We start from the raw sequence: 24277 nt of genomic DNA, 5'->3' as shown, positions 1-24277 counted from the left end.
CATGTCCCTGACCCGCCTCGTCGCTCGCTGGCTATTGACCCTGGTGGCGCTGTTGCTGGCGCTGCTGGCGGTGCTGGTCCTGGTGCTGCGCCTGCTGCCGGTGCTGCTCGAGACGCAGGCCCCGCGACTGGAGCGCATGCTCTCAGCGCGCTTCAATGCGGTGGTGGAGCTGGACGAGCTGACGGCCGGCCTGCAACGCTATGACCCGCACCTGGCGATCGACGGCCTGCAGATCCGCTCCCGGGAAGGGCTGGGACATGTCCCGCTGCTCGAGGTGGAGCAGGCACAGTTGCACCTGGACAGCCTCGGCAGCCTGGCCGCCGGCGTGCCCCTGGTGGCCGATGCCCGGGTGCAGGGCGTGACCGTGCACCTCTACCAGGACCAGGCCGGACGCTGGCACTGGCCGGCCCCCGCGGAGCTTCCCCCCGAACTGGTCCCCGAGACCACCTTCGACCTCGAGCGCCTCGACTTCTGGGTCGGCATGCTGCTGCGCCAGAGCGCCTGGGTCGAGGAGGTCAGCCTGGTGCTGCATGGGCGCAAGAAGCGTGCCGTGCTCAAGGCGCCCCGATTGGTGATGACGGGGGATGCGCGCCGTACCCACCTGGAGGGCGAGGTGCTGGTGGAAGGGCAGCGGGAGCAGGCCATCCGGGCGGTGATGGAACTGGTCCCCGGGCCGTCCGGGCTGCGCGACTTCAGCGCGGCCCTGCAGGCCGAGATGCGGCTCGACAGCCTGCTGGGGCTGTCCGAGGTGCTGGGCTATGGCGATGCCCTGCGCCTGGAGGCCGCCAGCGGCGAGGCGCGTCTCTGGGGCCGCTGGCATGCCGGCCGCCTGGCCGACCTGCGCCTCGACGTCGAGGCCCCCCTGCTGGCGCTGGCCCAGCCCGAGTCCACCGACGACGAGGCGTCATCCCCTGCCATCGTGCTCAATCGGGTGTCGGCCCGGGGCCAGTGGCTGCGCGAGGCGTCGGGCTGGCAGGCCTGGCTCGAGGGCGATGCGCGCAGTGCCGACTGGGCCCGTCCCGAGGGGGATGGCGACGCAGCGGCCACGGGGCCGGCCGTGCCTCGCTACTGGCATGCCCGCAGCCGTGACGATGGCTGGTGGCTCAACACCAGCGAGTTCGACCTCGGCGCCCTGGCCGCCTGGCGCGACCGGCTGCCGCTGCCCGAGGCCCTGGCACGGGTGATCGACAGCCTGGACCCGCGCGGACGGGTCAGCGGCCTGGGACTGGGCCGGGAGGGCGGCGACTGGGTCGCTCGGGCGTCTGCCAGCGAGGTGGCGGTGTCCCCCTGGCAGCAAGCTCCCGGGGGCGGCCCCCTGGATGTCTGGGTGACCTCGCGGGACCTCAGGGGCCACGTCGAGTTCGCCGGGCGCGACAGCCAGCTGCACTTTCCGCGAGTGTTCGGCCCACCGATGGCACTCTCCCGCGCCAGCGGCGTGATCGACTGGGCCTACGATGGCCCCCGCAGCTTCGTCAGCGGGCGCGAGCTCGAGGTCGACTGGAACGGGGCCCGGGTCGAGGGAGGCTTCGGGCTCTCGGTGGGGGGTGGCCAGCGCGGCGGCTTCGGTCTCCAGCTCGACCTGCACGACGTGGACGCCATCGAGACCCCCCTTGTCGATTGGCTGCCGGTGGGCGTGCTGGGGCCGGAGCTCACCGACTGGCTGGTCGACGGGGTCGCCGGCCGGGTGCCCGAAGGCTCGCTGCGCCTCCATGTGCCCTTGAGTCGTGAGGGCGTGAAGGTCGAGCCGGTCCTGCAACTGGCCCTGGAGGTGGAGGAGGGGCGCCTCTCCTTCGCGCCCGGCTGGCCGGCCCTCGAGGGGGTCGGCGGTCGGCTGCGGATGGCCGACGGGACCCTGACGGCGGAAGTGGACCGCGCCGAGAGCCTGGGGGTCGAGGCGCGCGGCGGCGAGGTCCGCCTGGCGGACGAGCGGCTCGAGGTGAGCGGCGGGCTCGATGCCTCCGCCGAGGCGCTGCGCCGCTACCTGCTGGCGCTGCCCGTGGAGGGCATGGCGGCAGTGGAGGAGTGGCAGGGCGAGGGCCGGGCGTCCGGTACCCTGGACCTGGCCCTGACCCTGGGCGAGCCCGGCTCCCTGGAACTGGACATCGCCACCGAGGCGGACTTTGCCAGGCTGGTCCATGACCCCCTGGAGCTGACGTTCCGTGACCTCCAGGGGCCCCTCGCCTGGCATCAGCGCGGCGAGGAGGGCGGCCTGGAGGGGCGCCTGGCCGGGCGGCTGCTGGGCGGGCCCGTGAGCAGCGATATCGACACCCTGGCCGGCGGGCTCGACCTGGCCGGCACGGCCGAGGCCCAGGCCATCGCCGAGTGGAGCGGCATGTCGGGCCTCGGCGGCCTGATCGAGGGCCAGCTGCCCTGGCAGGGCCGCCTGGCGATCGGCGACGAGGGCGCCTCGCTGCGCCTCGACAGTGGCCTGGAGGGGCTGGCCATCGCCCTGCCGGACCCGCTGGGCAAGCGCCGCGAGGCACGCCTGCCCCTGCGGCTGACCTTCGACCTGACCGGGGGGCGCCTGGATGGCCGCCTGGGCGATCGGCTGGGTCTGCGCTGGCGCGAGCTCGACGATGGCGCCTCCGGGCAAGGGCAGGCATGGCTGGGGCGGCAGCCGGACGCCTGGCCCCGGGGGCCCGGCTGGCGCGTCGAGGCCTACCAGCCGCGCCTGCCGGTGGCCGACTGGGCCCGGGCCCTGTCGCCGCTGGTCGCCCGGGGCGGCCGCGGTCAGGGAGATAGTGCCGCCCCGGCAGTCCTCTCGTCGCTGGTCTTCGAGACCGATTGCCTGCAAGTGCAGTCACGCTGCCTGGGGTCGCTGGTCGTGGAGGGCGGTGCGCGCAGCGGGGGCTGGGAGCTGGACCTGGACGGTAGCCTGGCCACCGGCCACTTGTCGTATCGACCCGCCCTCGAAGCCCCCCTGGATATCGTGCTGGAGCGATTGTTGCTGGACGCCCTGGTGCCGCCGGACAGCGGCAGTGGCCAGCTGCTGGACGAACTCGATGTGCCGCCCGAGGCGACCCCCTTGCCGGAGGGCCTGGAGGCCGTGCCCGACGGGCGGCTGCGGGTCGCCGAGATCGCCTGGCAGGGTCAGCGCCTCGGCCCCTTCAACGGACGCTGGCGGTCGGCGGCCGACCGGCTGGTGGTCGATCCCCTGGGCCTGACGCTGGGGGAGATCAGCGCCCATGGCAACCTGGTGTGGGAGGCGAGCGGGGCCGGGGACAGCCTGACCCGGGCGCGGCTCGACCTGGACGGCCGGGACCTCGGCACTGCCCTGGCGGTGCTGGGCCAGCCGGTCGCCGTGCGCAGCGCCGAGACCCGGGTGACGAGCCAACTGGCCTGGCCGGGGGCCCCCTGGCAGTTTGCCCTGGCACGCTCCCGCGGCAGTCTCGAGATGGCGCTTCGCGATGGGCGTTTCGTCAACATCGAGTCGCCCTCCGCGCGGGTCGTCGGCCTGCTCAACGTCGACAACCTGCTGCGCCGGCTGAGGCTCGACTTCTCCGATGTCACCGGCCAGGGAACCGCCTTCGATCGTGTCACCGGTGCCGCTACCCTGTATGGTGGAGTGCTGGAAACCCGCGGTCCGGTGGAGATCGAGGGGCCGGCGACCCGCTTCACCCTGGACGGCAGCGTCGACCTGGCGCGTCGGGAACTCGACCAGCGCCTGGCCGTCACAGTGCCGGTGAGCAGCAATCTCCCGCTGGCGGCGGTACTGGCCGGCGCCCCGGTGGTCGGCGGTGCCCTGTTCCTCGCCGACAAGCTGTTCGGAGAAGCCATCGACCGCGTGACCCGAATCCACTACCGCGTGCAGGGCCCCTGGACCTCACCGCGGATCTCTCTGGAAAGTGCCGAATGACATCACAGACTCACGCCATGCTCGACGAGGCCAGCGCTGTCCTGCTGACGCCCGGCGGCCTCGACCTCGCGGCCCTGGATGACGGGCTCGGCCACGCCATGGGCCCGGGCATCGACTATGCCGACCTCTATTTCCAGCGCAGCTGGCACGAGGGCTGGGTGCTCGAGGACGGCGAGGTCAAGGAAGCCAGCTACAACATCGACGGTGGCGTCGGGGTGCGCGCCCTGGCCGGCGAGAAGACCGGCTTTGCCTACTCCAACCAGATCACCGCCGATGCCCTGGCCGAGACCGGACGCACCGCCGCCGGCATCGTGCGCCGCGGCGAGCGGCTGGCGGTGGCGCCGGGCGTGGCCATGGCCAGCCAGGCCCGCTATGCTGGCGTCGACCCGCTCACCGGCCTCTCTGCCGAGGACAAGATCGCCATGCTCAAGCTCGCCGACCGGGTGGCCCGGGCGGCGGACCCCTCGGTATCCCAGGTGAGCGCCTCGCTCACGGGGGTCCACGAGGTCGTGCTGGTGCGTGCCAGCGACGGCACCCTGGCGGCGGACATCCGCCCGCTGGTGCGCTTCAACGTCAGCGTGATCGCGGTGCGCAACGGGCGCCGCGAGCGGGGCAGCGCCGGCGGTGGCGGCCGCTTCGCGATGGTGCGGCTGCGCGACGATAACGTCGCCGAGCGCTATGCCAGGGAAGCGGTGAGGCAGGCACTGGTCAACCTGGAGGCCGTCGAGGCGCCGGCCGGCCAGATGCCGGTGGTACTGGCCCCAGGCTGGCCGGGCATCCTGCTCCACGAAGCGGTGGGCCATGGGTTGGAGGGTGACTTCAATCGCAAGGGCAGCTCGGCCTTCGCCGGGCGAATCGGCCAGCAGGTCGCCTCGCGCGGCGTCACCGTGGTCGACGATGCCACCCTGGTCGACCGGCGCGGCTCGCTCTCCGTCGACGACGAAGGGACCCCGGGCCAGAGCACCACCCTGATCGAGGACGGCATCCTGACCGGCTACATGCAGGACAAGCTCAATGCCCGGCTGATGGGCATGGCGCCGACCGGCAACGCACGGCGCGAGTCCTTCGCCCACCTGCCGATGCCGCGCATGACCAACACCTACATGCGCGCCGGCAGCGACGCCCCCGCGGATATCCTGAAGAGCGTGTCGCGGGGCCTCTATGCGGTGAGCTTCGGCGGCGGCCAGGTGGACATCACCTCCGGCAAGTTTGTCTTCTCGGCCAGCGAAGCCTACCTGATCGAGGACGGCAGGATCACCGCGCCGGTGAAGGGGGCGACCCTGATCGGCAACGGCCCCGAGGCCATGGGCCGAGTCTCGATGATCGGCCACGACATGGAACTCGACACCGGTATCGGCGTCTGCGGCAAGGAGGGGCAGGGCGTGCCGGTGGGCGTGGGCCAGCCCACGCTGAAGCTCGACGAGCTGACCGTGGGCGGCACCCAGTCATAAGCGGGAAGCTTGAAGCCGGAAGCTGGAAGGTTCCAGAGCCGTCAAGGCTCGGTATCTGCCGGCTTCCAGCCGCAAGCAGCGCTCTTCCGGCTTCCGGCTCTAGAGGCCCGCGGTGTCGCGGATCAGCCGGAACAGCCGGCGGGCGTTGGTTGGCGGTTTCCCCTGGTCCCGCTCGCGGCGGGCATTGCGGATCAGCTGGCGCAGGGCCTGGCGGTCGACCGCGGGAAACTCGCTGACGAAGGCCTCCACGGCCTCGTCGCCTTCGGCGACCAGCCGGTCGCGCCACGCCTCCAGGCGGTGGAAGGCATGGTCACGACGCAGCGTCTCGTTCTCGATCTCGTCGAACACCGCCTGGATGCCGTCGAGGTCCTCGCCGCGCATCAGCTTGCCGACGTACTGCATGTGGCGCCGGCGGGCCTCGCGGGCCTTGATGCGCCCCGTCTCCTCGATGGCTCGCAGCAGGTCGTCGGAGAGCGGGAAGCGGGCGCGCTGGGCATCGCTCATGGCGATGATCTGTTCGCCGAGCTGCTGCAGGGCCTGCATCTCGCGCTTGAGCTGGGACTTGCTGGGCCGCTCGTCGGCCGGGGAGAGGTCATCCTGGGTCATGCTGGTTCCACGTCAGTCGGGATCGAATTGCGCACCAGTATATCAGCCCGCGGCACGGGGCTGGACAATGCACCATCGACAGGGCCGGCCCGATGGCCGGCCGAGTGAGGAGAGACGTTCATGACACAGGCTTTCGATGCCGCCGCGCAGCAGACCCTGCTGGAGAGTCGCGCCCGGATGGCCCTGGACCTGGCCCGTGGGCTGGGGGCCGATGCCTGCGAGGTGGGGGCCAGCGTCGACCAGGGCGTCGGCGTCAGTGTCCGCGAGGGCGAGGTGGAGACGGTCGAGCTGTCCCGGGACCAGGGGATCGCCGTGACCGTCTATGTGGGGCAGCGCAAGGGCAGCGCCTCCTCCAGCGACGCCGGCGAGGCCTCGGTGCGTGCCGTGGTCGAGAAGGCCCTGGCGATCGCCCGTCACACCGGCGAGGATCCGGCCTCGGGCCTGGCCGACGCGCGACTGATGGCCACCGAGCTGCCCGACCTCGACGTCCACCATCCCTGGCCGCTCTCCATCGATGAGGCCACCGATCTGGCGCTGCGCTGCGAGTCGGCCGGTCGGGTCATGGCGGGCATCAAGAGCTCCGACGGGGCCAGCCTCTCCAGCGGCGAGGGAGTGCACGCCTACGCCAACAGCCATGGTTTCCTGGGTAGCCAATGCGGCAGCCGCCACTCGCTCTCCTGCATGCTGATTGCCGAGGACGAGAACGGCATGCAGCGGGACTACGACTACACCAGCGCCCGTGCACCCGGTGACCTGGCCGCTGCCGAGGCGGTGGGCGAGAGTGCCGCGCGCCGCACCTTGCGGCGACTCGGTGCCCGGCGACCGGCCACCGGGCGGATGCCGGTGCTCTTCGATCCGACCCTCGCCGCTGGCCTGGTCGGCCACCTGATGGGGGCAATTGCCGGGGGCGCCCTCTATCGAGAGGCCTCCTTTCTGTGCGACCGACTGAACACCCCTCTCTTCCCGGAGTGGTTCAGCCTCGGCGAGCGGCCCATGGAAGTCGGCGCCATGGCGAGCTCGCCGTTCGACGGCGACGGGGTGCAGACCCGCGACAATGTCTTCGTTCGCGACGGTCGCCTGGCCAGCTACATGCTCTCGGCCTACAGTGCCCGGCGGCTGGGCCTCGAGACCACCGGCAATGCCGGGGGCGCGCGCAACCTGCGCATCACCGCGCCGCTGGAGAGCCGCGAGGCACTGCTCGCCCGCATGGGCCGCGGCGTGCTGGTCACCGAGCTGATGGGGCAGGGGGTCAACGGCGTGACCGGCGACTACTCCCGTGGCGCCGCCGGCTTCTGGGTCGAGGACGGCGAGATCCGGCATCCGGTGGAGGAGTTCACCATCGCCGGTAACCTGGAAACGATGTTCCAGGGCCTCGTCGGCGTCGGGGATGATACCGATACCCGTGGCAGCATCCATACCGGCAGCTGGCTGGTCGACGAGTTGATGGTGGCGGGGGGCTGACGGCCTCAGCCGTCCTCGTCGAAGCGGGCCTCGAAGAGCCGCGTGATCGCCTCGAGGGCCGCCTCGGCGTCCTCCCCTTCGGTGCAGACCTCGAGCTCGGTGCCGCAGGGGGCGGCCAGGATCAGCAGCGACATGATGTTGCCGGCGTCGGCCTGCTGGTCACCGCGGCACACGGTGACCCGGGCGTCGAAGGGCTGGCAGCACTGCACCAGCTTGGTAGCGGCGCGGGCATGCAGGCCGCGCCGATTGGTCAGGGTCAGCTTGCGACTCGGCACGCGTCAGGTTCCTTCCTGGGCGGGGTTGTCCTCGGCCATCTCCTGGCCGGCGGGGAGGGTGATCTGCACCCCCAGTTCACGATGGCGTAGCCGCACCCCGTCGTGCCGGTTCGCCAGCCGGTCGGCCAGGCGTTCGGCCAGGTAGACCGAGCGGTGCTGGCCGCCGGTGCAGCCGATGGCCACGGTGAGGTAGCTGCGCTGACTGGCCTGGTAGTGTGGCAGCCAGCGCTCCACCCAGGCGAGGATGTCGTCGAGCATCTCGGCAACGATCGGGTAGCCGTCGAGGAAGGCGATGATGCTGGGATCGCGTCCCGTGGCATCGCGCAGCGCCGGATCCCAGTAGGGGTTGGGCAGGCAGCGGGCATCGAAGACGATGTCCGCGTCCAGTGGCACCCCGCGCTTGAAGCCGAAGGATTCCACGGTCAGGGTCATCCGCTCGGCCCGGTGGCCGGCGACCTGATCGGTGATGCGCCCCCGGAGCTCGTGCACCGAGAGCCGCGTGGTGTCGATCACCAGGTCGGCGAGGTCGCGGATCTCGGAGAGAGACTGCTCCTCGGTATCGATCGCCTCGGCGAGGGTCATGTCGCTGCCGCGGGTCAGGGGGTGTCGGCGGCGGGTATGGGAGTAGCGCTCGAGGAGAATGCGCGCGTCGGTGGTCAGGTAGACCACCTGGCAGTCGACCCGGCGGCCACGCAGTTCCTCGAGCAGCTCGGGAAAGCGCTCGAGGGCGGCGGGCAGGTTGCGGGCATCGATGCTGACGGCGATCGAGGAGCGCAGCGAGCGGTCATCCTGCAGTTCATCGACGAGCGCACCGAGCAGCATGGCCGGCAGGTTGTCGATGGCGTAGTAGCCCAGGTCTTCCAGCGCCTGCAGCGCGATCGACTTGCCGGAGCCTGACCGGCCACTGATGATCACAAGCTGCATGCGGGTCTCCTGGTCGTGGGATGGCCGGGCAGGCCCGAGGGGGAAGGATCAGCCGGCCGGGGCCTGTCGTCGGATCGCCTCCGTGAGGCGCTCATGGAGTTCGCGCTGGCTGGTGCTGTGACGCAGCCGGGCACGGGTATCGGCATCGTTCATCACCCCGGCGACCTGGCCGAGCAGGGCCAGATGAGCCTCGTCGGCTTCCTCCGGCACCAGCAGCACGAACACCAGGTCGACCGGCTCGCCGTCGATGGCGTCGAAGTCCACCGGCTCCGCCAGCTTGAGGAAACCGGCGATGGGGGCCTTGCAGTGAGGGTTGCGGGCATGGGGAATGGCGACCCCGTTGCCGATACCGGTACTGCCCAGTCGCTCGCGCCCGATCAGACGGCTGAAGACCTCCTGACTGTCGAGACTCGGGGTGTTCTGGGCGATGAAGGTGCTGAAGAACTCCAGCACCCGTTTCTTGCTCCCCCCCGGCACATCGAAGAGGGTGCGCTCGGGGGGCAGGATGGCGTCCAGTGTCATGACGAAATCAGCGGGCGCCAGCGCCCTGGGCGCGGGCCTGGGCCTTTTCCTTGTGCTTGACCAGCTGGCGGTCGAGCTTGTCGGCCAGGGCATCTATGGCGGCATACATGTCGTTCTCCATGGCCTCGGCATGGAGATCGGCACCGGCAGCATGCAGGGTGCAGGCCGCCTGCTGGCGCTCCTTCTCCACGGAGAGGGTGACCTGCACGTTGGTGATGTTGTCGTAGTGGCGCTCCACGCGGGCGAGCTTTTCTTGCACATAGTCACGCAGGGCGTCGGTCAGTTCCACATGATGGCCGGTGATGTTGACTTGCATGACACGCTCCTTGCTCTGTCGGGTTATGGGTCGATTGTAACCCTTTTTGCTGTCCTGCATACCCCCTCGGACGAGGGGATTCGAGAGGCGCATGACCGGCGTCATTTCAACCGCTTGCGTCCGTGTGGGAGGAAGAAGTCCGGGGGCCGCGGGAGCGCCAGCGAGAGGCCTTCAACGCAGCCGCTTGCGTTCGCTGGAGGAGGGGATGCCCATCGCTTCGCGGTACTTCGCGACGGTGCGTCGCGCGACGCTGATGCCGGCCTCATCGAGCAGGGTGACCAACTTGCTGTCGGAGAGGGGCTTGCGAGGGGGCTCGTCCTGGATCAGCTTGCGGATGCGTGCCCGGATGGCGGTGCTGGAGTGGGCGTCGCCCTCGCCGCTGCCCCCCACCTGGCTGGAGAAGAAGTACTTGAGCTCGAACATCCCGCGCGGCGTGTGGATGAACTTCTGGGTGGTGACCCGCGAGATGGTCGACTCGTGCATCTCCACGACCTGGGCGATGTCGGCCAGGATCAGCGGTTTCATCGCCTCCTCGCCGTGCTCCAGGAAGTCGAGCTGGCGCACCATGATCTCGCGGCCCACCCGCAGCAGGGTGTCGTTGCGGCTGGACAGGCTCTTCATCAGCCAGCGCGCCTCCTGCAGGTGGTCCTTGAGGAACTGGTTGTCCTCGCTCTTGTCCGCCCGTCGTATCAGGGCGGCATAGTCGGGCTGGATGCGCAGCCGCGGCATCGCCTCCGGGTTGAGTTCCACCTGCCAGCCATCGCGGGTGTGGCGGGCGATGAGGTCGGGGATGACATAGGCGCCGTCACTGTCGGTGAAGCCGCTGCCGGGGCGCGGGTCCAGCGAACGCACCAGCTCGATCACCGTGTCCAGGGCGTCGTCGTCGAGGCCGAGCCGTCGCTTGAGCAGGCGGCGGTCGTCGCCGGCGAGCGCCTCGAGGAACTGGCGGACCAGGCGGCGGGCCTGCGGCAACAGCGGGGTGTCGTCGGGCAGGGTGGCCAGCTGCAGCATCAGGCACTCGCGCAGGTCCCGGGCGAAGACCCCCGTGGGCTCGAACTGCTGCAGGCGCAACAGCACCTGCTCGACCTCGCGGGTCTTGAGGCCCTCGAGGCCCTGCGCTCGGAGGCCGTCGCGGATCTCCTCCAGGGGCTGGGTCAGGTAGCCGTCGCCGTTGACGCCGTCGATCAGGCTCTCGGCGATGCGTTGCTGGCGTGCGTCAAGGTCGGTCATGGCCAGCTGCCAGGCCAGGTGCCCCTGGAGGCTCTGGCCCGAGGCCTGGCGCTCGAAGTCCGGGCCCTCGCCACTGCCGCCGGCGGGCGCGGTGCCGAGGTCCTGGTAGGTGTCGGACCAGTCGCTGTCGGTGCTGAGCTCGTCGGGGATCTCGCTGGCCCACTCCTCGTCGGGCGCTTCGCTCACCGCCTGCTCGCCGAAGTCATCCTCGACCTCCAGCATGGGGTTGGACTCCAGTGCTTGCTGGATCTCCTGGCGCAGGTCCAGGGTCGAGAGCTGCAGCAGCGCGATGGCCTGCTGCAGTTGGGGGGTCATGGTCAGCTGGGTGCCGACGCGCAGCTGCAGGGACGCCTTCATGGCCATGAGAGGAGTGCCCTCGACTCGCCGAAAACCCCAACCCTAGCCGCTGGTCGGGAGGCTTGCAAGCACAAAATCTGCAACAATCGTGCCATCCGCAATCTTCATGCCGTCGCGGAATAACGACAAGCATATCAGTTGATTGCGGTCAGAGACGAAAGTCCTCGCCCAGGTAGACCTCGCGGACCCGCTGGTTGGCGAGGATCGCCTCGGCATCGCCCTCGGCGATGATGCGCCCATCGCCGACGATGTAGGCGGTGTCGCAGATGTCGAGGGTCTCCCGGACGTTGTGGTCGGTGATCAGTACGCCGATGTCGCGGGCCTTGAGCTGGCGGATGATGCCCTTGATCTCGCCCACCGAGATGGGGTCGACCCCGGCGAAGGGCTCGTCGAGCAGGATGAAGGCGGGTTCCGTTGCCAAGGCCCTGGCGATCTCGACCCTCCGGCGCTCCCCCCCGGAGAGGCTCATCCCGAGGTTGTCGCGGATATGCGTCACGTGGAAGTCCTCGAGCAGCTGCTCGAGCCGGGCCCGGCGCCCGGCGCGGTCGAGGTCCTTGCGGGTCTCGAGGATCGCCATGATGTTGTCGGCGACCGACAGCTTGCGGAAGATCGAGGCCTCCTGGGGCAGGTAGCCGATGCCGGCCCGTGCCCGCTCGTGCATGGCCGCCGTGGAGAGGTCGAGGTCGTCGATATGGACTTCCCCGGCGTCGGCGCGCACCAGTCCGACGATCATGTAGAACGAGGTGGTCTTGCCGGCGCCGTTGGGGCCGAGCAGCCCGACGATCCGGCCCTGCTCGATGGAGAGGCTGATGTCTTGCACCACCCGGCGGCGCTTGTAGCTCTTGGCCAGGTGGAGGGCGCTCAGGGTCTTCATCACTGGCCGTCCTGCTGCTCGGGTTCCAGCGTCATGCGCACGCGCTGGCGGTCATCGACGCCCTCGGCATCCGAGCGGGCCTGGACCACCCGACGGTCGAGGAAGTATTCCAGGTAGCCGCCGTCGAAGGTGTCGCTGCCCTGGTGCAGCTCGGCCCGGTCGATCAGCTCGATCCGCCGCTCGGCGACGTGGTAGATGATGGTGCGCCCCCAGCCGCGGACCAGGGGCTCGTCCGGGGCGGGCTGTTGCTCGATGTAGGCGCGTTCGCCGGTGGCGGTGGCGCGGGTGAGCTGGCCCTGGTCGTTGCGCTGGATCTCCACCCGGGCGCCGGTCAGCTGCATGCTGCCCTGGCGGATGTCCACGTCGCCGGTGTAGACGGCGGTGCCGGCACGGTCGTCGAGGTCGAGGCGGTCGGCCTCCACCTCGATCGGGGCACTGGCATCGCCCTCCAGGGCCAGGGCCGGGGTACTGCCCAGCAGCAGGCCGATGACGCCGAGGGTCAGCAGGGGGGCGAAGGGGGGACGCGTCATGACTCGGGGTCCTCGCGGGTGTCGGGTGGATGGTGGCCGCGCACATTGTCGGTCAGCCGGGCACGGTTGTCATGGATCCAGGCGTCGAAGCGCTCGCCACGCATCCGCTGGGGTGGCTGGCGCAGCAGGGCCGGGGTGTCGCTCCAGGCATGGCCGCTGTCGGCGTCGAAGTGGAGCACCTCGGTGTCGAGCTGCCAGCGCTCGGCGGGGGCCAGGAGGCGCGCGTCGCCGGAGAGGGTCAGCGGGTTGCCGCCGGCGCCCAGGGTGCCGCGGTCGCCACTGGCCAGCCAGACACGACCCGAGTCGTCCAGCAGGCGTCCTCGTGGCCGCTCCAGGCGAGTGACGTCGTCATGCGGGGTGTGGGTCAGGCGCGGCGTGTCGAGCCGCTGGTGGGGGTGTCCCCGGGCATCGAAACGGGTCAGCCGGGCGTCCTCCAGGTAGTAGTCCGGCTCGCCGGCCTCGTCCCCCGGCACGGGGCCGGGGAGCGGGGCATCGCGCAGGTCGAGCAGTGCCAGTCCGCCGCCCAGGGCGAGCAGCAGCAGGAACAGGCCGGTGCGAAAGCCGGGGCGCGGCAGGCGCATGGCTCAGGTCGTGCCGTGCAGGTAGGTGTCGAGCACCGCATCCCAGTGGCCCTGGGCCTGGAGCAGGGTGTCGCAGATCTCGCGCACGGCGCCATGGCCGCCCTCAGACTCGGTGACCCAGTCGGCATGCTTGCGGATATAGGCCGGCGCGCCGGGCACGCTGATGCCGACCCCGGCGCGCCGGATGGGCGCCACGTCGGGCATGTCGTCACCGCAGTAGGCGACCTGCTCGAGCTCCAGGCCCAGGCGGCTACAGAGCTCGCGCAGCACGGTGAGCTTCTTCTCGGCTCCCTGGAAGACATGCTTGACGCCCAGCGCGGCGGCGCGCCGGCTGACCATCGGCGAATCGCGTCCGGTGATGAAGGCCACCACGATGCCGGCCCGTTGCGCCAGCTTGATGCCATGGCCATCGTGGGTGTGGAAGGCCTTGATCTCGACGCCATCGGCCTGGAAGTAGAGGCGACCGTCGGTGAGCACGCCGTCCACGTCCAGGGCGAGCAGGCGGACGCGGCGCAGGCGATCGACGAGTTGGCTGTCGAGCAGGGGGGAATCGAGGCTCATGGTGTCTCCAGCAGTCGGGGGGGCGAGGTGGGCGTACAGGGCGTCAGATGACGCCGCTGGCGAGCAGGTCATGCATGTGCAGGGCGCCGACCGGGTGGCCGTCGGCATCGACCACGGCCAGCGCCGAGATGCGGTTGTCCTCCATGATGCGCACCGCCTCGGCGGCCAGGGTGTCGGGGGCGACCCGCTTGCCGGGGCGGGTCATGACATCGTCGACGAGCAGGCCGGAGAGGTCGCTGTGCTGGTCGAGGGTACGGCGCAGGTCGCCGTCGGTGTAGACCCCGGCCAGGCGACCGTCGGCGTCGACCACGCAGGTGAAGCCCAGCCCCTGGCGGGTGATCTCCAGCAGGGCATCTCGCAGCGGGCTGCCCAGGGCGATGCTGGGCAGCCGGGGCCCCTCGTGCATCAGGTCGGCGACCCGCAGCAGCAGGCGCTTGCCGAGGCTGCCGCCGGGATGGGAGAGGGCGAACTCCTCGGCGGTGAAGCCGCGCGACTCGAGCAGCGCCACGGCCAGGGCGTCGCCGAGCGCCAGGGCGGCGGTGGTGGACGAGGTCGGGGCCAGGTCCAGCGGGCAGGCCTCGCGCTCGACCCCGGCATCCAGGTGGGCCTCGGCGTGTCGCGCCAGGGTCGAGCCCGGTCGGCCGGTCATGCTGATCAGCGGCGTGCCCATGCGCTTGAGCAGGGGCAGCAGGGCGGTGACCTCGGCGGTCTCGCCGGAATTGGAGAGGGCCAGCACCACATCGCCGGGGGTGATCATGCCCAGGTCGCCATGGCTGGCCTCGCCGGGATGCACGAAGAAGGCCGGGGTGCCGGTGCTGGCCAGGGTGGCGGCGATCTTGCCGGCGACATGGCCCGACTTGCCCATGCCGGTGACCACCACGCGTCCGCGACAGGCGAGGATCAGCTCGCAGGCGTGGTCGAAGGCGTCGTCGAGGCGTCCTGCCAGGGCGGCGATGGCCTGCTGTTCCAGTTCCAGGGTGCGGCGGGCACTCTCGCGCAGGAGGGATGTGCCGGCGGCTGAGGGAGCATCATTGGTCATGGCGGTGATTGTTGCCCGTTGTGGGGTTTCACTCAAGGGGATCAGCCGACGGCGGAGGAACCGGCGCTGCCGAGCCAGGCCAGGTAGCCGGCATAGCCGAGCACCAGCAGGCCCCCCGGCAGGCGCCCCAGGTGGCCGTGGCGGTTCCACAGCAGCAGCGCCCCCAGGGCCAGGGTCAGCAGCAGCATCACCGGGTAGTCGCGACCGGCCGCGGCGGGGTCCGTGGCGCCCGGGGCCAGCAGCGCCGGCACCGGAAGCACGGTCAGCATGTTGAAGAGGTTGGAGCCGATGACGTTGCCGATGGCCAGGTCGTGGTGGCGCTTGAGCGCGCTGGCCACGCAGGCCGCCAGTTCCGGCAGGCTGGTGCCGATGGCCACCACGGTCAGCCCGATCACCAGTTCGCTGACGCCGAGTCCCCGAGCCAGTTCGCTGGCACCCCACACCAGGGCGCGGGAGCTGGCCACCATGATCACCAGGGTGGCCACCAGCCAGCCCAGGGCCTGGCCCAGCGGCATGCCGGGAACCTCGCCGGCACTCTCGTCGTCGGGGGTGTCCGCGCGGAACAGCCACCACAGGCTGAAGGCCAGCAGCACCAGCAGCAGCAGGCCGTCGAGCCGGTCGAGGTGGCCGTTGGCCAGGGCGTAGCCGGCCAGGCCGGTGGCGCCGAGCAGCAGCGGCAGCTCGCGACGCACCATGGAGAAGCGCACCGGGATCGGCACCACCAGCGCCGTCACGCCCAGCACCAGGGCGATGTTGGCGATGTTGGAGCCCAGCGCGTTGCCGATGGCGAGGTCCGGCACGCCATCCAGCGAGGCCATCACCGAGACCACGATCTCCGGTGCCGAGGTGCCCAGCGAGACAACGGTCATCCCCACCAGCAGGGTGCTCATGCCGGCCTGCCAGGCGGTGGCCGCGGCCGCGCCGACGAAACGGTCGGCACTCCACAGCAGGCCGACGAAGCCGAGCATGACGATCAGCAGGGGGAGGAGCATGGCGCGGTCCGGGACGGTGTGTGGAGGGCGCACATTGAACATGCCGAACCCTGGGGGTGCAAGACGCGAGGACGCTGGCGCCGCGGGGCATGGTTAGGATACGATGTTCGATAATATTTTCGAGGATGGTGAAGCGATGACGGACTCCCCCTTCGTGGAAGTGGAGAGCCTGCACTTCTCGCGCGGCGAGATGGACATCTTCAGCGGCGTCGACCTGGTCATCCCCCGCGGCAGGATCACGGCCATCATGGGCCCCAGCGGTACCGGCAAGACCACCCTGCTCAAGATGATCGGCGGCCAGCTGACTCCCGATGCGGGGCGGGTGCGCATCGATGGCCAGGATGTCCATGCGCTGTCGCGCAAGGCGCTGTTCGTGTTGCGCCGGCGCATGGGAATGCTGTTCCAGAGCGGGGCGCTGTTTTCCGACCTCGATGTCTACGAGAACGTGGCCTTCCCGCTGCGGGTGCATACCGACCTGCCCGAGGCGATGATCCGTGACGTGGTGCTGATGAAGCTGCAGGCCGTCGGGCTGCGCGGGGCCCGGGAGCTGATGCCCTCGGAGCTCTCCGGCGGCATGGCGCGCCGGGTGGCGCTTGCGCGCGCCATCGCCCTGGACCCGGAGCTGATCCTCTACGACGAGCCCTTCGCGGGGCAGGACCCCATCTCCATGGGCGTGCTGGTGCAGCTGATCAAGCGTCTCAATGAGGCCCTGGGGCTGACGGCGGTGGTGGTCTCCCATGACATCAAGGAGACCCTGTCCATCGCCGACTATGTCTACGTCATCGCCGATGGCCAGGTGATGGCCCATGGCACGCCGGCGAGCCTCGACGCGGACCTCGACCCCCGGGTCAGCCAGTTCATGCATGGCGAGCCCGACGGGCCGGTGCCTTTTCATTACCCGGCGATGGATTTCCATGCCGATATCCTGGGCAGCGGGGGACCGCGATGATCGACCGGATCCGACACCTGGGACGGCGTGGCTGCGACCTGATGGAATCGCTGGGCCGGGCCGGGATCTTCCTCGGCCAGTCGGTGGTGGGGATGCCGTCCCGCGAGGGCCTCTACCTCTGGGTGCGGCAGATGCACTTCGTCGGCGTGATGTCGCTGGCCATCGTGCTGGTCTCGGGGCTGTTCATCGGCATGGTGCTGGCCCTGCAGGGCTACACGATTCTGGTCGACTTCGGGGCCGAGCAGGCGCTGGGGCAGATGGTGGCCCTCTCGCTGCTGCGCGAGCTGGGGCCGGTGGTGGCGGCGCTGCTGTTCGCCGGCCGCGCCGGCTCTGCCCTGACCGCCGAGATCGGCCTGATGAAGGCCACCGAGCAGCTGACCAGCATGGAGATGATCGGCGTCGATCCGCTGCGTCGCATCGTGGCCCCGCGACTCTGGGCCGGCTTCGTCGCCCTGCCGTTGCTGACCATCGGTTTCAGCGTGGTGGGCATATGGGGCGGCCAGCTGGTCGGCGTCGACTGGCTCGGCGTCTTCGAGGGCTCCTACTGGGGCAACATGCAGGCCAGCGTCGAGTTCATCGACGACGTGGGCAACGGCCTGATCAAGAGCCTGGTGTTCGCCCTGGTGGTGACCTGGATCGCGGTGTTCCAGGGCTATGACCTGATCCCCACCTCGGAAGGCATCTCGCGTGCCACCACCCGGACGGTGGTCTATTCCTCTCTGGCGGTACTGGGCCTGGATTTCGTGCTCACCGCCCTGATGTTCGGAGAGCTTTCCTGATGTTCGGAGCAAACGGATGAAGCGCAGCAAGACGATGGAGCTCGGGGTCGGCCTGTTCATGCTGGCCGGTATTCTGGGCCTGGTGTTCCTGGGGCTGAAGGTCAGTGGCCTGAGCCTGACCCTGCCCAGCGAGACCTTCCGACTGGAAGCCAACTTCGCCAACATCGGCGGCCTCAAGCCGCGGGCGCGGGTCACCATGGCCGGTGTCACCGTGGGGCGGGTCGAGGCCATCGAGCTGGACACCGACTGGTACGATGCGCGGGTGGTGATGGAGCTCGATGGCCAGCTGGAAGGCCAGCTGCCCGAGGACAGCACCGCCGCCATCCTCACCGCGGGTCTGCTGGGGGAGCAGTATATCGGGATCTCGGTCGGCGGGGCGCCCGAGGCCCTCGCCGACGGCGATACCCTGCGTGATACCCAATCTGCCCTGGTGCTGGAGGAACTTATCCAGCAGTTCGTGTCCAGCATGGTCAAGGAGTGAACGAGATGAAGATATTGAACCTTCGCGTGCTTTTCGCCGGGCTCGGCCTGCTGCTGATGGCGCTGCCGCTGATGGCTGCCGAGCCCGACCAGCGTCCCGAGCAGATGATCCGCGCCAGCATCGACGAGCTGATGACACGCATCGAGGGGCGCGAGGACTACTTCGCCGACAACCTCGGCGAGCTCGAGGCGATCGTCGACGACAGCCTCGAGGACGTGGCCGACTTCCGCTACATCGGGGCCAGCGTGATGGGGCGCTACTTCGGTAACGCCACGCCGCAGCAGCGGTCCCGCTTCGTCGATACCTTTCGCAAGACGTTGATCGATACCTACACCAAGGGGCTGGTCACCTTCGACTATCGCGAGATCCGGGTGCTCGACAACCAGCAGGCCTCGCGCTACGAGGACCAGGCCAGCGTGGCCATGGAGGTGGTGGCCAACGACGGCACCGTCTATCCCGTCAGCTATTCGCTGCGCCTCTCCGGGGACCAGTGGAAGGTGGTCAATGTGATCGTCAACGGCATCAACCTGGGGCTGACCTTCCGTAACCAGTTCGACCAGGCGATGCGCGACCACAATCGCGACTACGATGCGGTCATCGACGGCTGGTCGCCCGAACTCGCCGTCGAGGAGTTGGAGGAGGGCGGCGACGCATGAGCGTGCTGCTGGAGCAGCGCAGTTCCTGCCTGGCCTCCGTCGACGGCGGGCTGGCGGTGACCGGTGAGGTCGGCTTCGAGGTGGCCTCGGCGATGGCCGAGGCCGGCAGTGCCTGGCTGGCCGACCGGCCGGCCGGCAGCGAGGTGGTCTTCGACCTGAGCGGCGTCGGCCGGGTCAGCAGCGCCGCGCTCAGCGTGCTGCTGGAGTGGACCCGCCAGGCCCGCGATGCCGGTGTCGAGGTGGCCGCCGTGCGGCTCTCGGCCCCCCTCGAACGCCTGACCCGGGTCGCCGGGCTCGACACCCTGTTGCCCCTCGCCGAGCCGGTCGCCGCCTGAGCCTGCCTCCCTCCCCATCGCCAAGCGCGGTGCTTTTCTTTACCATGTCGTGCCATGAGATCCCCGCTGCCGGGGCCACGTCGTGGACCCGGCAGCGTGTCCCCGACGAATCGACGAACCACAGGAGTGCCGGTGCCATGCAACCGAGCGAAGTGAAGGCGCTGCTCGAGAGCCGACTCGACGGCTGCGAGTTCCATATCCAGGGCGAAGGCTGCAACTTCCAGGTGGTGGCCGTGGGTGAGGTCTTCGAGGGGCTCTCGCCGGTCAAGCGCCAGCAGATGATCTACGGTGCCCTGTCCGAGGAGATCGCCTCCGGCGCCCTGCATGCGGTGAGCATCAAGACCTACACCCCGCAGCAGTGGCAGGCCGCCACCGACAACCAGGGGGCCTGAGGGTCGACCTTTCATGGACAAGCTGATCATTACCGGCAACGGCCCCGTCGACGGTGAGGTCTGGGCCAGCGGTGCCAAGAATGCCGCCCTGCCGATCCTCTGCGCGACCCTGCTGGCCGACGAGCCGGTGACCATCGGCAATCTGCCGCACCTCCAGGACATCACCACCACCCTCGAGCTGCTCGGTCACATGGGCGTCGAGCCCGTGATGGGCGATAGGATGTGCATCCAGCTCGACGGCTCCCAGGTCACCGACTGTCACGCGCCCTACGAGCTGGTCAAGAAGATGCGCGCCTCGATCCTGGTGCTCGGTCCGCTGCTGGCCCACTTCGGCCATGCGGACGTCTCGCTGCCCGGCGGCTGTGCCATCGGCTCGCGCCCGGTGGACCTGCACATCCGCGGCCTCGAGGCCATGGGGGCCGAGATCAGCGTCGAGGCCGGCTACATCCGGGCACGGGTCGATGGTCGGCTGCACGGTGCCACCATCTTCTTCGATACCGTCACCGTGACCGGCACCGAGAACCTGCTGATGGCGGCAACCCTGGCGGACGGCACCACGGTGCTGGAGAACGCCGCCCGGGAACCCGAGGTGGTCGACCTGGCCGAGTGCCTGAACAAGATGGGCGCCAGGATCCGCGGCCAGGGCACTGACACCATCGTCGTCGAGGGCGTCGAGCGGCTGCACGGCGCCTACCATGACGTCATGCCCGATCGCATCGAGACCGGCACCTTCCTGGTGGCGGCGGCGCTCTCCCGGGGGCGGGTGCGGGTGCGCAACACCCGCGCCGACATCCTGGATGCGGTGCTGGCCAAGCTCGAGGAGGCGGGGGCCACCATCACCACCGGCGAGGGCTGGATCGAGCTCGACATGCGGGGCAGGCGGCCGAAGGCGGTCAACGTGCGCACCGCGCCGTATCCGGCCTTCCCCACCGACATGCAGGCCCAGTTCGTGGCGATGAACGCGGTGGCCGAGGGCACCGCCCGGGTGGTGGAGACCATCTTCGAGAACCGCTTCATGCACGTGCAGGAGCTCAATCGCATGGGGGCCGACATCGCGCTGGAAGGCAACACCGCGGTGATCACCGGGGTCGAGACCCTCTCCGGAGCACCGGTGATGGCCACCGACCTGCGTGCCTCCGCCTCGCTGGTGATCGCGGCGATGATGGCCGAGGGCGAGACCCTGGTCGACCGGATCTACCATATTGACCGCGGCTACGAGTGCATCGAGGAAAAACTGCAGCTGCTGGGCGCGCGCATCAGGCGCATCCCCGGCTGAGTCGACCAACAGGCGAGACCATGAGCAAGCAACTGATTCTGGCCCTCTCCAAGGGCCGCATTCTCGACGAGACCCTGCCGCTGCTGGCCGATGCCGGCATCGCCCCGGTGGAGGACCTGGGCAAGAGCCGCAAGCTGCTGTTCGATACCAACCTGCCGGACGTCAAGCTGGTGGTGATCCGGGCCACGGACGTGCCGACCTATGTGCAGCTCGGGGCGGCGGATCTCGGCGTGGCCGGCAAGGACGTGCTGCTCGAGCACGGCGTCGAGGGTCTCTACGAGCCCCTCGACCTGGAGATCGCCCGCTGCAGGCTGATGACCGCCGGCATCACCGGGGCCGAGCCGGCCCGGGCCCGGCGGCGGGTGGCCACCAAGTTCGTCAACGTGGCGCGCCGCTACTACGCCGAGCAGGGGATCCAGGCCGAGGTGATCAAGCTCTACGGTGCCATGGAACTGGCCCCGCTGATGAACCTTGCCGACGAGATCGTCGACATCGTCGATACCGGCAACACCCTGCGGGCCAACGGCATGGAGCCGCGGGAGCTGATCGCCCCGATCAGCACCCGGCTGGTGGTCAACAAGGCGGCCATGACCATGAAGCACGACCGCCTGAAACCGCTCATCGCGCGCCTGCGCGAGGCGGTGGCCGTGCGTCGCGATAGCCTCGCCGTGTCGGCCCCATAGCCAGGCCTGCCTTGCCCGCGGCCAGGCGCCGCGGCAGTCTCACAGACGACGAATCCCGTTTCGAGAGGAAGCCACTGCCATGAGCCAAACCCCCACCGACGGCGTCGACATCGCGCGGCTGTCCACCTCGCAGGCCGACTTCGATCGCCACCTGGCCGACCTGCTGGCCTGGGAGGGGGTCTCCGATGCCGCGGTCCAGCAGCGCGTCGACGAGATCCTCGCCGCCGTCAAGGCCCGGGGCGATGCCGCGCTGGTCGAGTACTCGAACCGCTTCGACCGGCTCGCCGTGACGTCCATGGCCGAGCTGACCCTGAGCGAGGGACGGCTGCGCCAGGCCTTCGAGGGTCTGCCGGCGGAGCAGCGCGAGGCCCTGTCGAGCGCCGCCGAGCGCATCCGCGCCTATCACGAGCGCCAGAAACCGGCCTCCTGGCACTACACCGAGGCCGACGGTACCGTGCTGGGCCAGCAGGTCACGCCCCTGGATCGCGCGGGCATCTACGTGCCGGGTGGCAAGGCGGCCTATCCCTCCTCGGTGCTGATGAACGCCATTCCCGCCCATGTGGCCGGCGTGCGCGAGATCGTCATGGTGGTGCCGACCCCCGATGGCATCCTCAACGAGCTGGTACTGGCCGCCGCCTACCTCGCCGGCGTCGACCATGTCTTCACCATCGGCGGTGCCCAGGCGGTGGCGGCCCTGGCCTTCGGCACCGAGACGGTGCCACGGGTGGACAAGGTCGTCGGTCCGGGGAACATCTACGTGGCCACCGCCAAGCGGGCGGTGTTCGGCCAGGTGGGGATCGACATGATCGCCGGTCCCTCGGAGATCCTGGTGGTCTCGGACGGCGGAACCGACCCGGACTGGCTGGCCATGGACCTCTTCTCCCAGGCTGAGCACGACGAGGATGCCCAGGCGGTGCTGGTGAGTTGGGACCTCGCGCACCTGCAGGCGGTGGAGGCGTCGATTGCGCGGCTGCTGCCGACCCTGGAGCGTGCCCCCATCGTGCGCGAGTCGCTGGCCCGTCGCGGCGCACTGATCCACTGCCGGGATCGTGACGAGGCGGTAGGGCTGATCAATCGCATCGCCCCTGAGCACCTGGAGCTCTCGGTGGCCAATCCCGAGGGCTGGCTGCCCCAGGTGCGCCATGCCGGGGCCATCTTCATGGGACGCTATACCGCCGAGGCGCTGGGTGACTACTGCGCCGGCCCCAACCACGTGCTGCCCACCTCGGGGACGGCGCGCTTCTCCTCGCCGCTGGGGGTCTACGACTTCCAGAAGCGCTCCTCGATCATCCACTGCTCGGCGGAAGGCGCCGGGGAACTCGGCAAGATCGCCTCCACGTTGGCGCGAGGCGAGTCGCTCACCGCCCACGCCCGCTCGGCCGAGTATCGTCTCAAGGCGTGACGCCCCGGTGAGCGGGGTGATGCATGGCATGCCGCATGACAGCAGAGGGCCCCGCCGACCGGCGGGGCCCTCGTCGTCGGGGGCGTCACTCCCCGTCGGGGCGGCGCGACTCCGGGGTCGGGCGCTCGCCGAGCTCGATCGTCACCTCCCGGCGCTCGCCGCCACGCACCACCGTCAGCGGCAGGCGGGTACCGGGTGCCACCGCGGCGATGTCGCTCATGGTGCGTCGAGGGTCGAGCACCGGCTTGCCGTCGACCTCCAGCAGCACGTCGCCGGGCTGCAGGCCCGCACGATCGGCGGGGCCGTCCGGCACCACGCCGGCGATGATCACCCCGGTCGGTGCCTGCAGGCCGAAGGAGGCGGCCAGCTCCTGGTTGAGCTCCTGGGCCTCGATGCCCATCCAGCCGCGGATGACGCGCCCACGGGTGACCAGCTCCTCGAGGATGTTGCGGGCCAGGTTGGCGGGGATCGCGAAGCCGATGCCCTGGGAGCCGCCGGAGCGCGAGAAGATGGCGGTGTTGATGCCGACCAGGGCGCCCTCGGCGTTGACCAGCGCCCCTCCCGAGTTGCCGGGGTTGATGGCGGCATCGGTCTGGATGAAATCCTCGTAGGCATTGAGCCCGAGGTGGCTGCGCCCGGTGGCGCTGATGATGCCCATGGTCACCGTCTGGCCCACGCCGAAGGGGTTGCCGATGGCCAGCGAGACGTCGCCCACGGCGACCCGGGTGGTGTCGGTCAGCTCGATCACCGGCAGCGATTCCAGGTCGATGCGCAGCACGGCAAGGTCGCTCTCGGGGTCGGTGCCGATTACCTCGGCCAGGGTCTCGCGACCGTCGCGCAGGGCGACCTGGATCTGGTCGGCCCCGCGGATCACGTGGTGGTTGGTCAGCACGTAGCCATCGTCACTGACGATGACCCCGGAGCCGAGGCTGGAGAGCATGCGCTGGCGGCTCGGCAACTCGTCACCGAAGAACTGGCGGAAGAAGGGGTCCGACATCAGCGGGTGCTCCTCCCGCTCGACCACCCGGGTGGAGTAGATGTTGACGACCGCCGGCGCGGCCCGCTCCACCGCCTGTGCATAGCTGGCCGGCCCCTGCCGGCGCGTGAGGGGCTCGGCCTGGCGCACCTCCGGGGCCTCGCGTGAGCTGGCCTCGTCGTCTGACTGCACCAGTGCCGGCGTGGCGGGAGCCGTCGGCGGGGGGGGCGGCCGGCCGATCAGCTGGGGGAAGGCATTGAGCAGCACGATGGCCGCCAGCACACCGATCAGGACGGGCCAGAGGTAGGGGAGCAGGGAGCGTCTCATGCAGCGGGGGTCCTTGTCGGCGGTGCCTGGTCGCGGGGTATCCTCCCGCTGGTTACACTGTGCGGATTGTAACATTGCCAACGCGACCGCGCCCGGAGGCTGCATGACGAATCGTGACGACCTGGTCGCCACCTGCGACCGACTGCTGCAACCCGAATGCTTCAGGGACTACACCGTGAACGGCCTGCAGGTGGCCGGCAGCGAGCGTGTCACCCGGGTCATGACCGGGGTGACCGCCTGCCAGGCGCTGCTCGACGAGGCCGTGGCCTGGCAGGCCGACCTCGTGCTGGTGCATCACGGCTACTTCTGGAAGAACGAGCCGGTCACCATCACCGGCATCAAGCGCCGGCGCCTGGCGACGCTGCTGGCCCACGACATCAACCTGCTGGCCTATCACCTGCCGCTGGATGCCCACCCCGAGCTCGGCAACAACGCCGAGCTCGGCC

The 24277-nt window shown here is 69.9% G+C and carries 26 protein-coding genes; 13 read left to right on the top strand and 13 right to left on the bottom strand.

Annotated elements, in window-relative coordinates:
- The first annotated feature begins 1 nt into the window (after window position 1).
- Window positions 2–3856 (top strand): YhdP family phospholipid transporter, encoded by a 3855-nt coding sequence (locus QLQ86_RS14750; RefSeq protein WP_282817454.1) that lies wholly within the window; start codon window positions 2–4, stop codon window positions 3854–3856.
- Entirely contained in the window at window positions 3853–5307 is a 1455-nt protein-coding gene (tldD, locus tag QLQ86_RS14745) for a metalloprotease TldD (RefSeq protein WP_282817453.1), read from the top strand. The genes QLQ86_RS14750 and tldD overlap by 4 nt, the downstream gene beginning before the upstream one ends.
- 99 nt (window positions 5308–5406) lie before the next feature.
- Here tldD and yjgA read toward each other — a convergent pair whose 3' ends face one another.
- The gene (yjgA, locus tag QLQ86_RS14740) at window positions 5407–5913 is read right to left on the bottom strand and encodes a ribosome biogenesis factor YjgA (RefSeq protein WP_282733781.1); all 507 of its coding nucleotides are present in this window, start codon (window positions 5911–5913) and stop codon (window positions 5407–5409) included.
- Between the two features lie 120 nt (window positions 5914–6033).
- Here yjgA and pmbA point away from each other — a divergent pair, with 120 nt between their 5' ends.
- The gene (pmbA, locus tag QLQ86_RS14735; RefSeq protein WP_282817452.1) at window positions 6034–7374 is read left to right on the top strand and encodes a metalloprotease PmbA; all 1341 of its coding nucleotides are present in this window, start codon (window positions 6034–6036) and stop codon (window positions 7372–7374) included.
- Window positions 7375–7379: 5 nt separating this feature from the next.
- Here pmbA and QLQ86_RS14730 read toward each other — a convergent pair whose 3' ends face one another.
- From QLQ86_RS14730 to QLQ86_RS14680, 11 genes are all read right to left on the bottom strand, one after another.
- Complete coding sequence (locus QLQ86_RS14730; RefSeq protein ID WP_282733783.1) at window positions 7380–7649, bottom strand: HPr family phosphocarrier protein; 270 nt, start codon at window positions 7647–7649, stop codon at window positions 7380–7382.
- 3 nt (window positions 7650–7652) lie between these two features.
- Window positions 7653–8573, bottom strand: coding sequence for an RNase adapter RapZ (gene rapZ, locus QLQ86_RS14725; protein WP_282733784.1), 921 nt, complete (start codon window positions 8571–8573; stop codon window positions 7653–7655).
- Window positions 8574–8621: 48 nt separating this feature from the next.
- Complete coding sequence (ptsN, locus tag QLQ86_RS14720; protein ID WP_282733785.1) at window positions 8622–9095, bottom strand: PTS IIA-like nitrogen regulatory protein PtsN; 474 nt, start codon at window positions 9093–9095, stop codon at window positions 8622–8624.
- A 7-nt stretch (window positions 9096–9102) separates the two neighbouring features.
- A complete protein-coding gene (hpf, locus tag QLQ86_RS14715; protein ID WP_250061520.1) occupies window positions 9103–9411 on the bottom strand; it encodes a ribosome hibernation-promoting factor, HPF/YfiA family in 309 nt (102 codons plus the stop codon).
- A 171-nt stretch (window positions 9412–9582) separates the two neighbouring features.
- Window positions 9583–11004 carry an RNA polymerase factor sigma-54 gene (locus QLQ86_RS14710; protein WP_282733786.1) on the bottom strand — a complete coding sequence of 474 codons (1422 nt, stop codon included), beginning with the start codon at window positions 11002–11004 and terminating at the stop codon, window positions 9583–9585.
- A 142-nt stretch (window positions 11005–11146) separates the two neighbouring features.
- Entirely contained in the window at window positions 11147–11872 is a 726-nt protein-coding gene (lptB, locus tag QLQ86_RS14705) for an LPS export ABC transporter ATP-binding protein (protein ID WP_282733787.1), read from the bottom strand.
- Complete coding sequence (gene lptA / locus QLQ86_RS14700; protein WP_282733788.1) at window positions 11872–12402, bottom strand: lipopolysaccharide transport periplasmic protein LptA; 531 nt, start codon at window positions 12400–12402, stop codon at window positions 11872–11874. Before lptA ends, lptB begins: the two co-directional genes overlap by 1 nt.
- A complete protein-coding gene (gene lptC / locus QLQ86_RS14695) occupies window positions 12399–12983 on the bottom strand; it encodes an LPS export ABC transporter periplasmic protein LptC (protein WP_282733789.1) in 585 nt (194 codons plus the stop codon). Before lptC ends, lptA begins: the two co-directional genes overlap by 4 nt.
- Before the next feature lie 3 nt (window positions 12984–12986).
- On the bottom strand, window positions 12987–13544 hold the full coding sequence (locus QLQ86_RS14690; RefSeq protein ID WP_282733790.1) for a KdsC family phosphatase: 558 nt from the start codon (window positions 13542–13544) through the stop codon (window positions 12987–12989).
- A gap of 43 nt (window positions 13545–13587) precedes the next feature.
- On the bottom strand, window positions 13588–14583 hold the full coding sequence (locus tag QLQ86_RS14685; RefSeq protein ID WP_282733791.1) for a KpsF/GutQ family sugar-phosphate isomerase: 996 nt from the start codon (window positions 14581–14583) through the stop codon (window positions 13588–13590).
- 41 nt (window positions 14584–14624) lie between these two features.
- The gene (locus QLQ86_RS14680) at window positions 14625–15575 is read right to left on the bottom strand and encodes a calcium/sodium antiporter (RefSeq protein ID WP_282733792.1); all 951 of its coding nucleotides are present in this window, start codon (window positions 15573–15575) and stop codon (window positions 14625–14627) included.
- Window positions 15576–15711: 136 nt separating this feature from the next.
- Here QLQ86_RS14680 and QLQ86_RS14675 point away from each other — a divergent pair, with 136 nt between their 5' ends.
- The 9 genes from QLQ86_RS14675 to hisD all read left to right on the top strand — a co-directional run bounded on the left by QLQ86_RS14675 (window position 15712) and on the right by hisD (window position 22528).
- On the top strand, window positions 15712–16524 hold the full coding sequence (locus QLQ86_RS14675) for an ABC transporter ATP-binding protein (protein ID WP_282733793.1): 813 nt from the start codon (window positions 15712–15714) through the stop codon (window positions 16522–16524).
- Window positions 16521–17303 (top strand): lipid asymmetry maintenance ABC transporter permease subunit MlaE, encoded by a 783-nt coding sequence (mlaE, locus tag QLQ86_RS14670; RefSeq protein WP_282733794.1) that lies wholly within the window; start codon window positions 16521–16523, stop codon window positions 17301–17303. The genes QLQ86_RS14675 and mlaE overlap by 4 nt, the downstream gene beginning before the upstream one ends.
- A gap of 16 nt (window positions 17304–17319) precedes the next feature.
- Window positions 17320–17784: an outer membrane lipid asymmetry maintenance protein MlaD gene (gene mlaD / locus QLQ86_RS14665; protein WP_282733795.1), complete on the top strand. Its 465-nt coding sequence runs from the start codon at window positions 17320–17322 to the stop codon at window positions 17782–17784.
- Between the two features lie 5 nt (window positions 17785–17789).
- Window positions 17790–18440, top strand: a complete 651-nt coding sequence (locus QLQ86_RS14660; RefSeq protein WP_282733796.1) for an MlaC/ttg2D family ABC transporter substrate-binding protein — start codon at window positions 17790–17792, stop codon at window positions 18438–18440.
- Window positions 18437–18775 (top strand): STAS domain-containing protein, encoded by a 339-nt coding sequence (locus tag QLQ86_RS14655; RefSeq protein ID WP_282733797.1) that lies wholly within the window; start codon window positions 18437–18439, stop codon window positions 18773–18775. The genes QLQ86_RS14660 and QLQ86_RS14655 overlap by 4 nt, the downstream gene beginning before the upstream one ends.
- A 137-nt stretch (window positions 18776–18912) precedes the next feature.
- Window positions 18913–19167, top strand: coding sequence for a BolA family protein (locus QLQ86_RS14650; RefSeq protein WP_133635911.1), 255 nt, complete (start codon window positions 18913–18915; stop codon window positions 19165–19167).
- Window positions 19168–19180: 13 nt separating this feature from the next.
- The gene (murA, locus tag QLQ86_RS14645; protein ID WP_282733799.1) at window positions 19181–20443 is read left to right on the top strand and encodes a UDP-N-acetylglucosamine 1-carboxyvinyltransferase; all 1263 of its coding nucleotides are present in this window, start codon (window positions 19181–19183) and stop codon (window positions 20441–20443) included.
- Window positions 20444–20463: 20 nt separating this feature from the next.
- Window positions 20464–21126, top strand: a complete 663-nt coding sequence (hisG, locus tag QLQ86_RS14640; RefSeq protein ID WP_282733800.1) for an ATP phosphoribosyltransferase — start codon at window positions 20464–20466, stop codon at window positions 21124–21126.
- Window positions 21127–21205: 79 nt separating this feature from the next.
- Window positions 21206–22528 carry a histidinol dehydrogenase gene (gene hisD, locus QLQ86_RS14635; protein WP_282817451.1) on the top strand — a complete coding sequence of 441 codons (1323 nt, stop codon included), beginning with the start codon at window positions 21206–21208 and terminating at the stop codon, window positions 22526–22528.
- A gap of 85 nt (window positions 22529–22613) precedes the next feature.
- Here hisD and QLQ86_RS14630 read toward each other — a convergent pair whose 3' ends face one another.
- Entirely contained in the window at window positions 22614–23831 is a 1218-nt protein-coding gene (locus QLQ86_RS14630; protein WP_282733802.1) for a Do family serine endopeptidase, read from the bottom strand.
- A gap of 103 nt (window positions 23832–23934) precedes the next feature.
- On the opposite strand from QLQ86_RS14630, the gene QLQ86_RS14625 reads away from it, so the two are divergent.
- Window positions 23935–24277, top strand: a 343-nt coding sequence (locus QLQ86_RS14625; protein WP_282817450.1) for a Nif3-like dinuclear metal center hexameric protein, incomplete at its 3' end; no start/stop codon positions are given.

Source organism: Halomonas rhizosphaerae (assembly GCF_030012485.1).
In the GTDB taxonomy this organism is placed as follows: Bacteria; Pseudomonadota; Gammaproteobacteria; order Pseudomonadales; family Halomonadaceae; genus Halomonas; species Halomonas rhizosphaerae.
The sequence above is the reverse complement of the archived record's forward strand: the minus strand, read 5'-3'. Positions and strand labels throughout refer to the sequence as shown.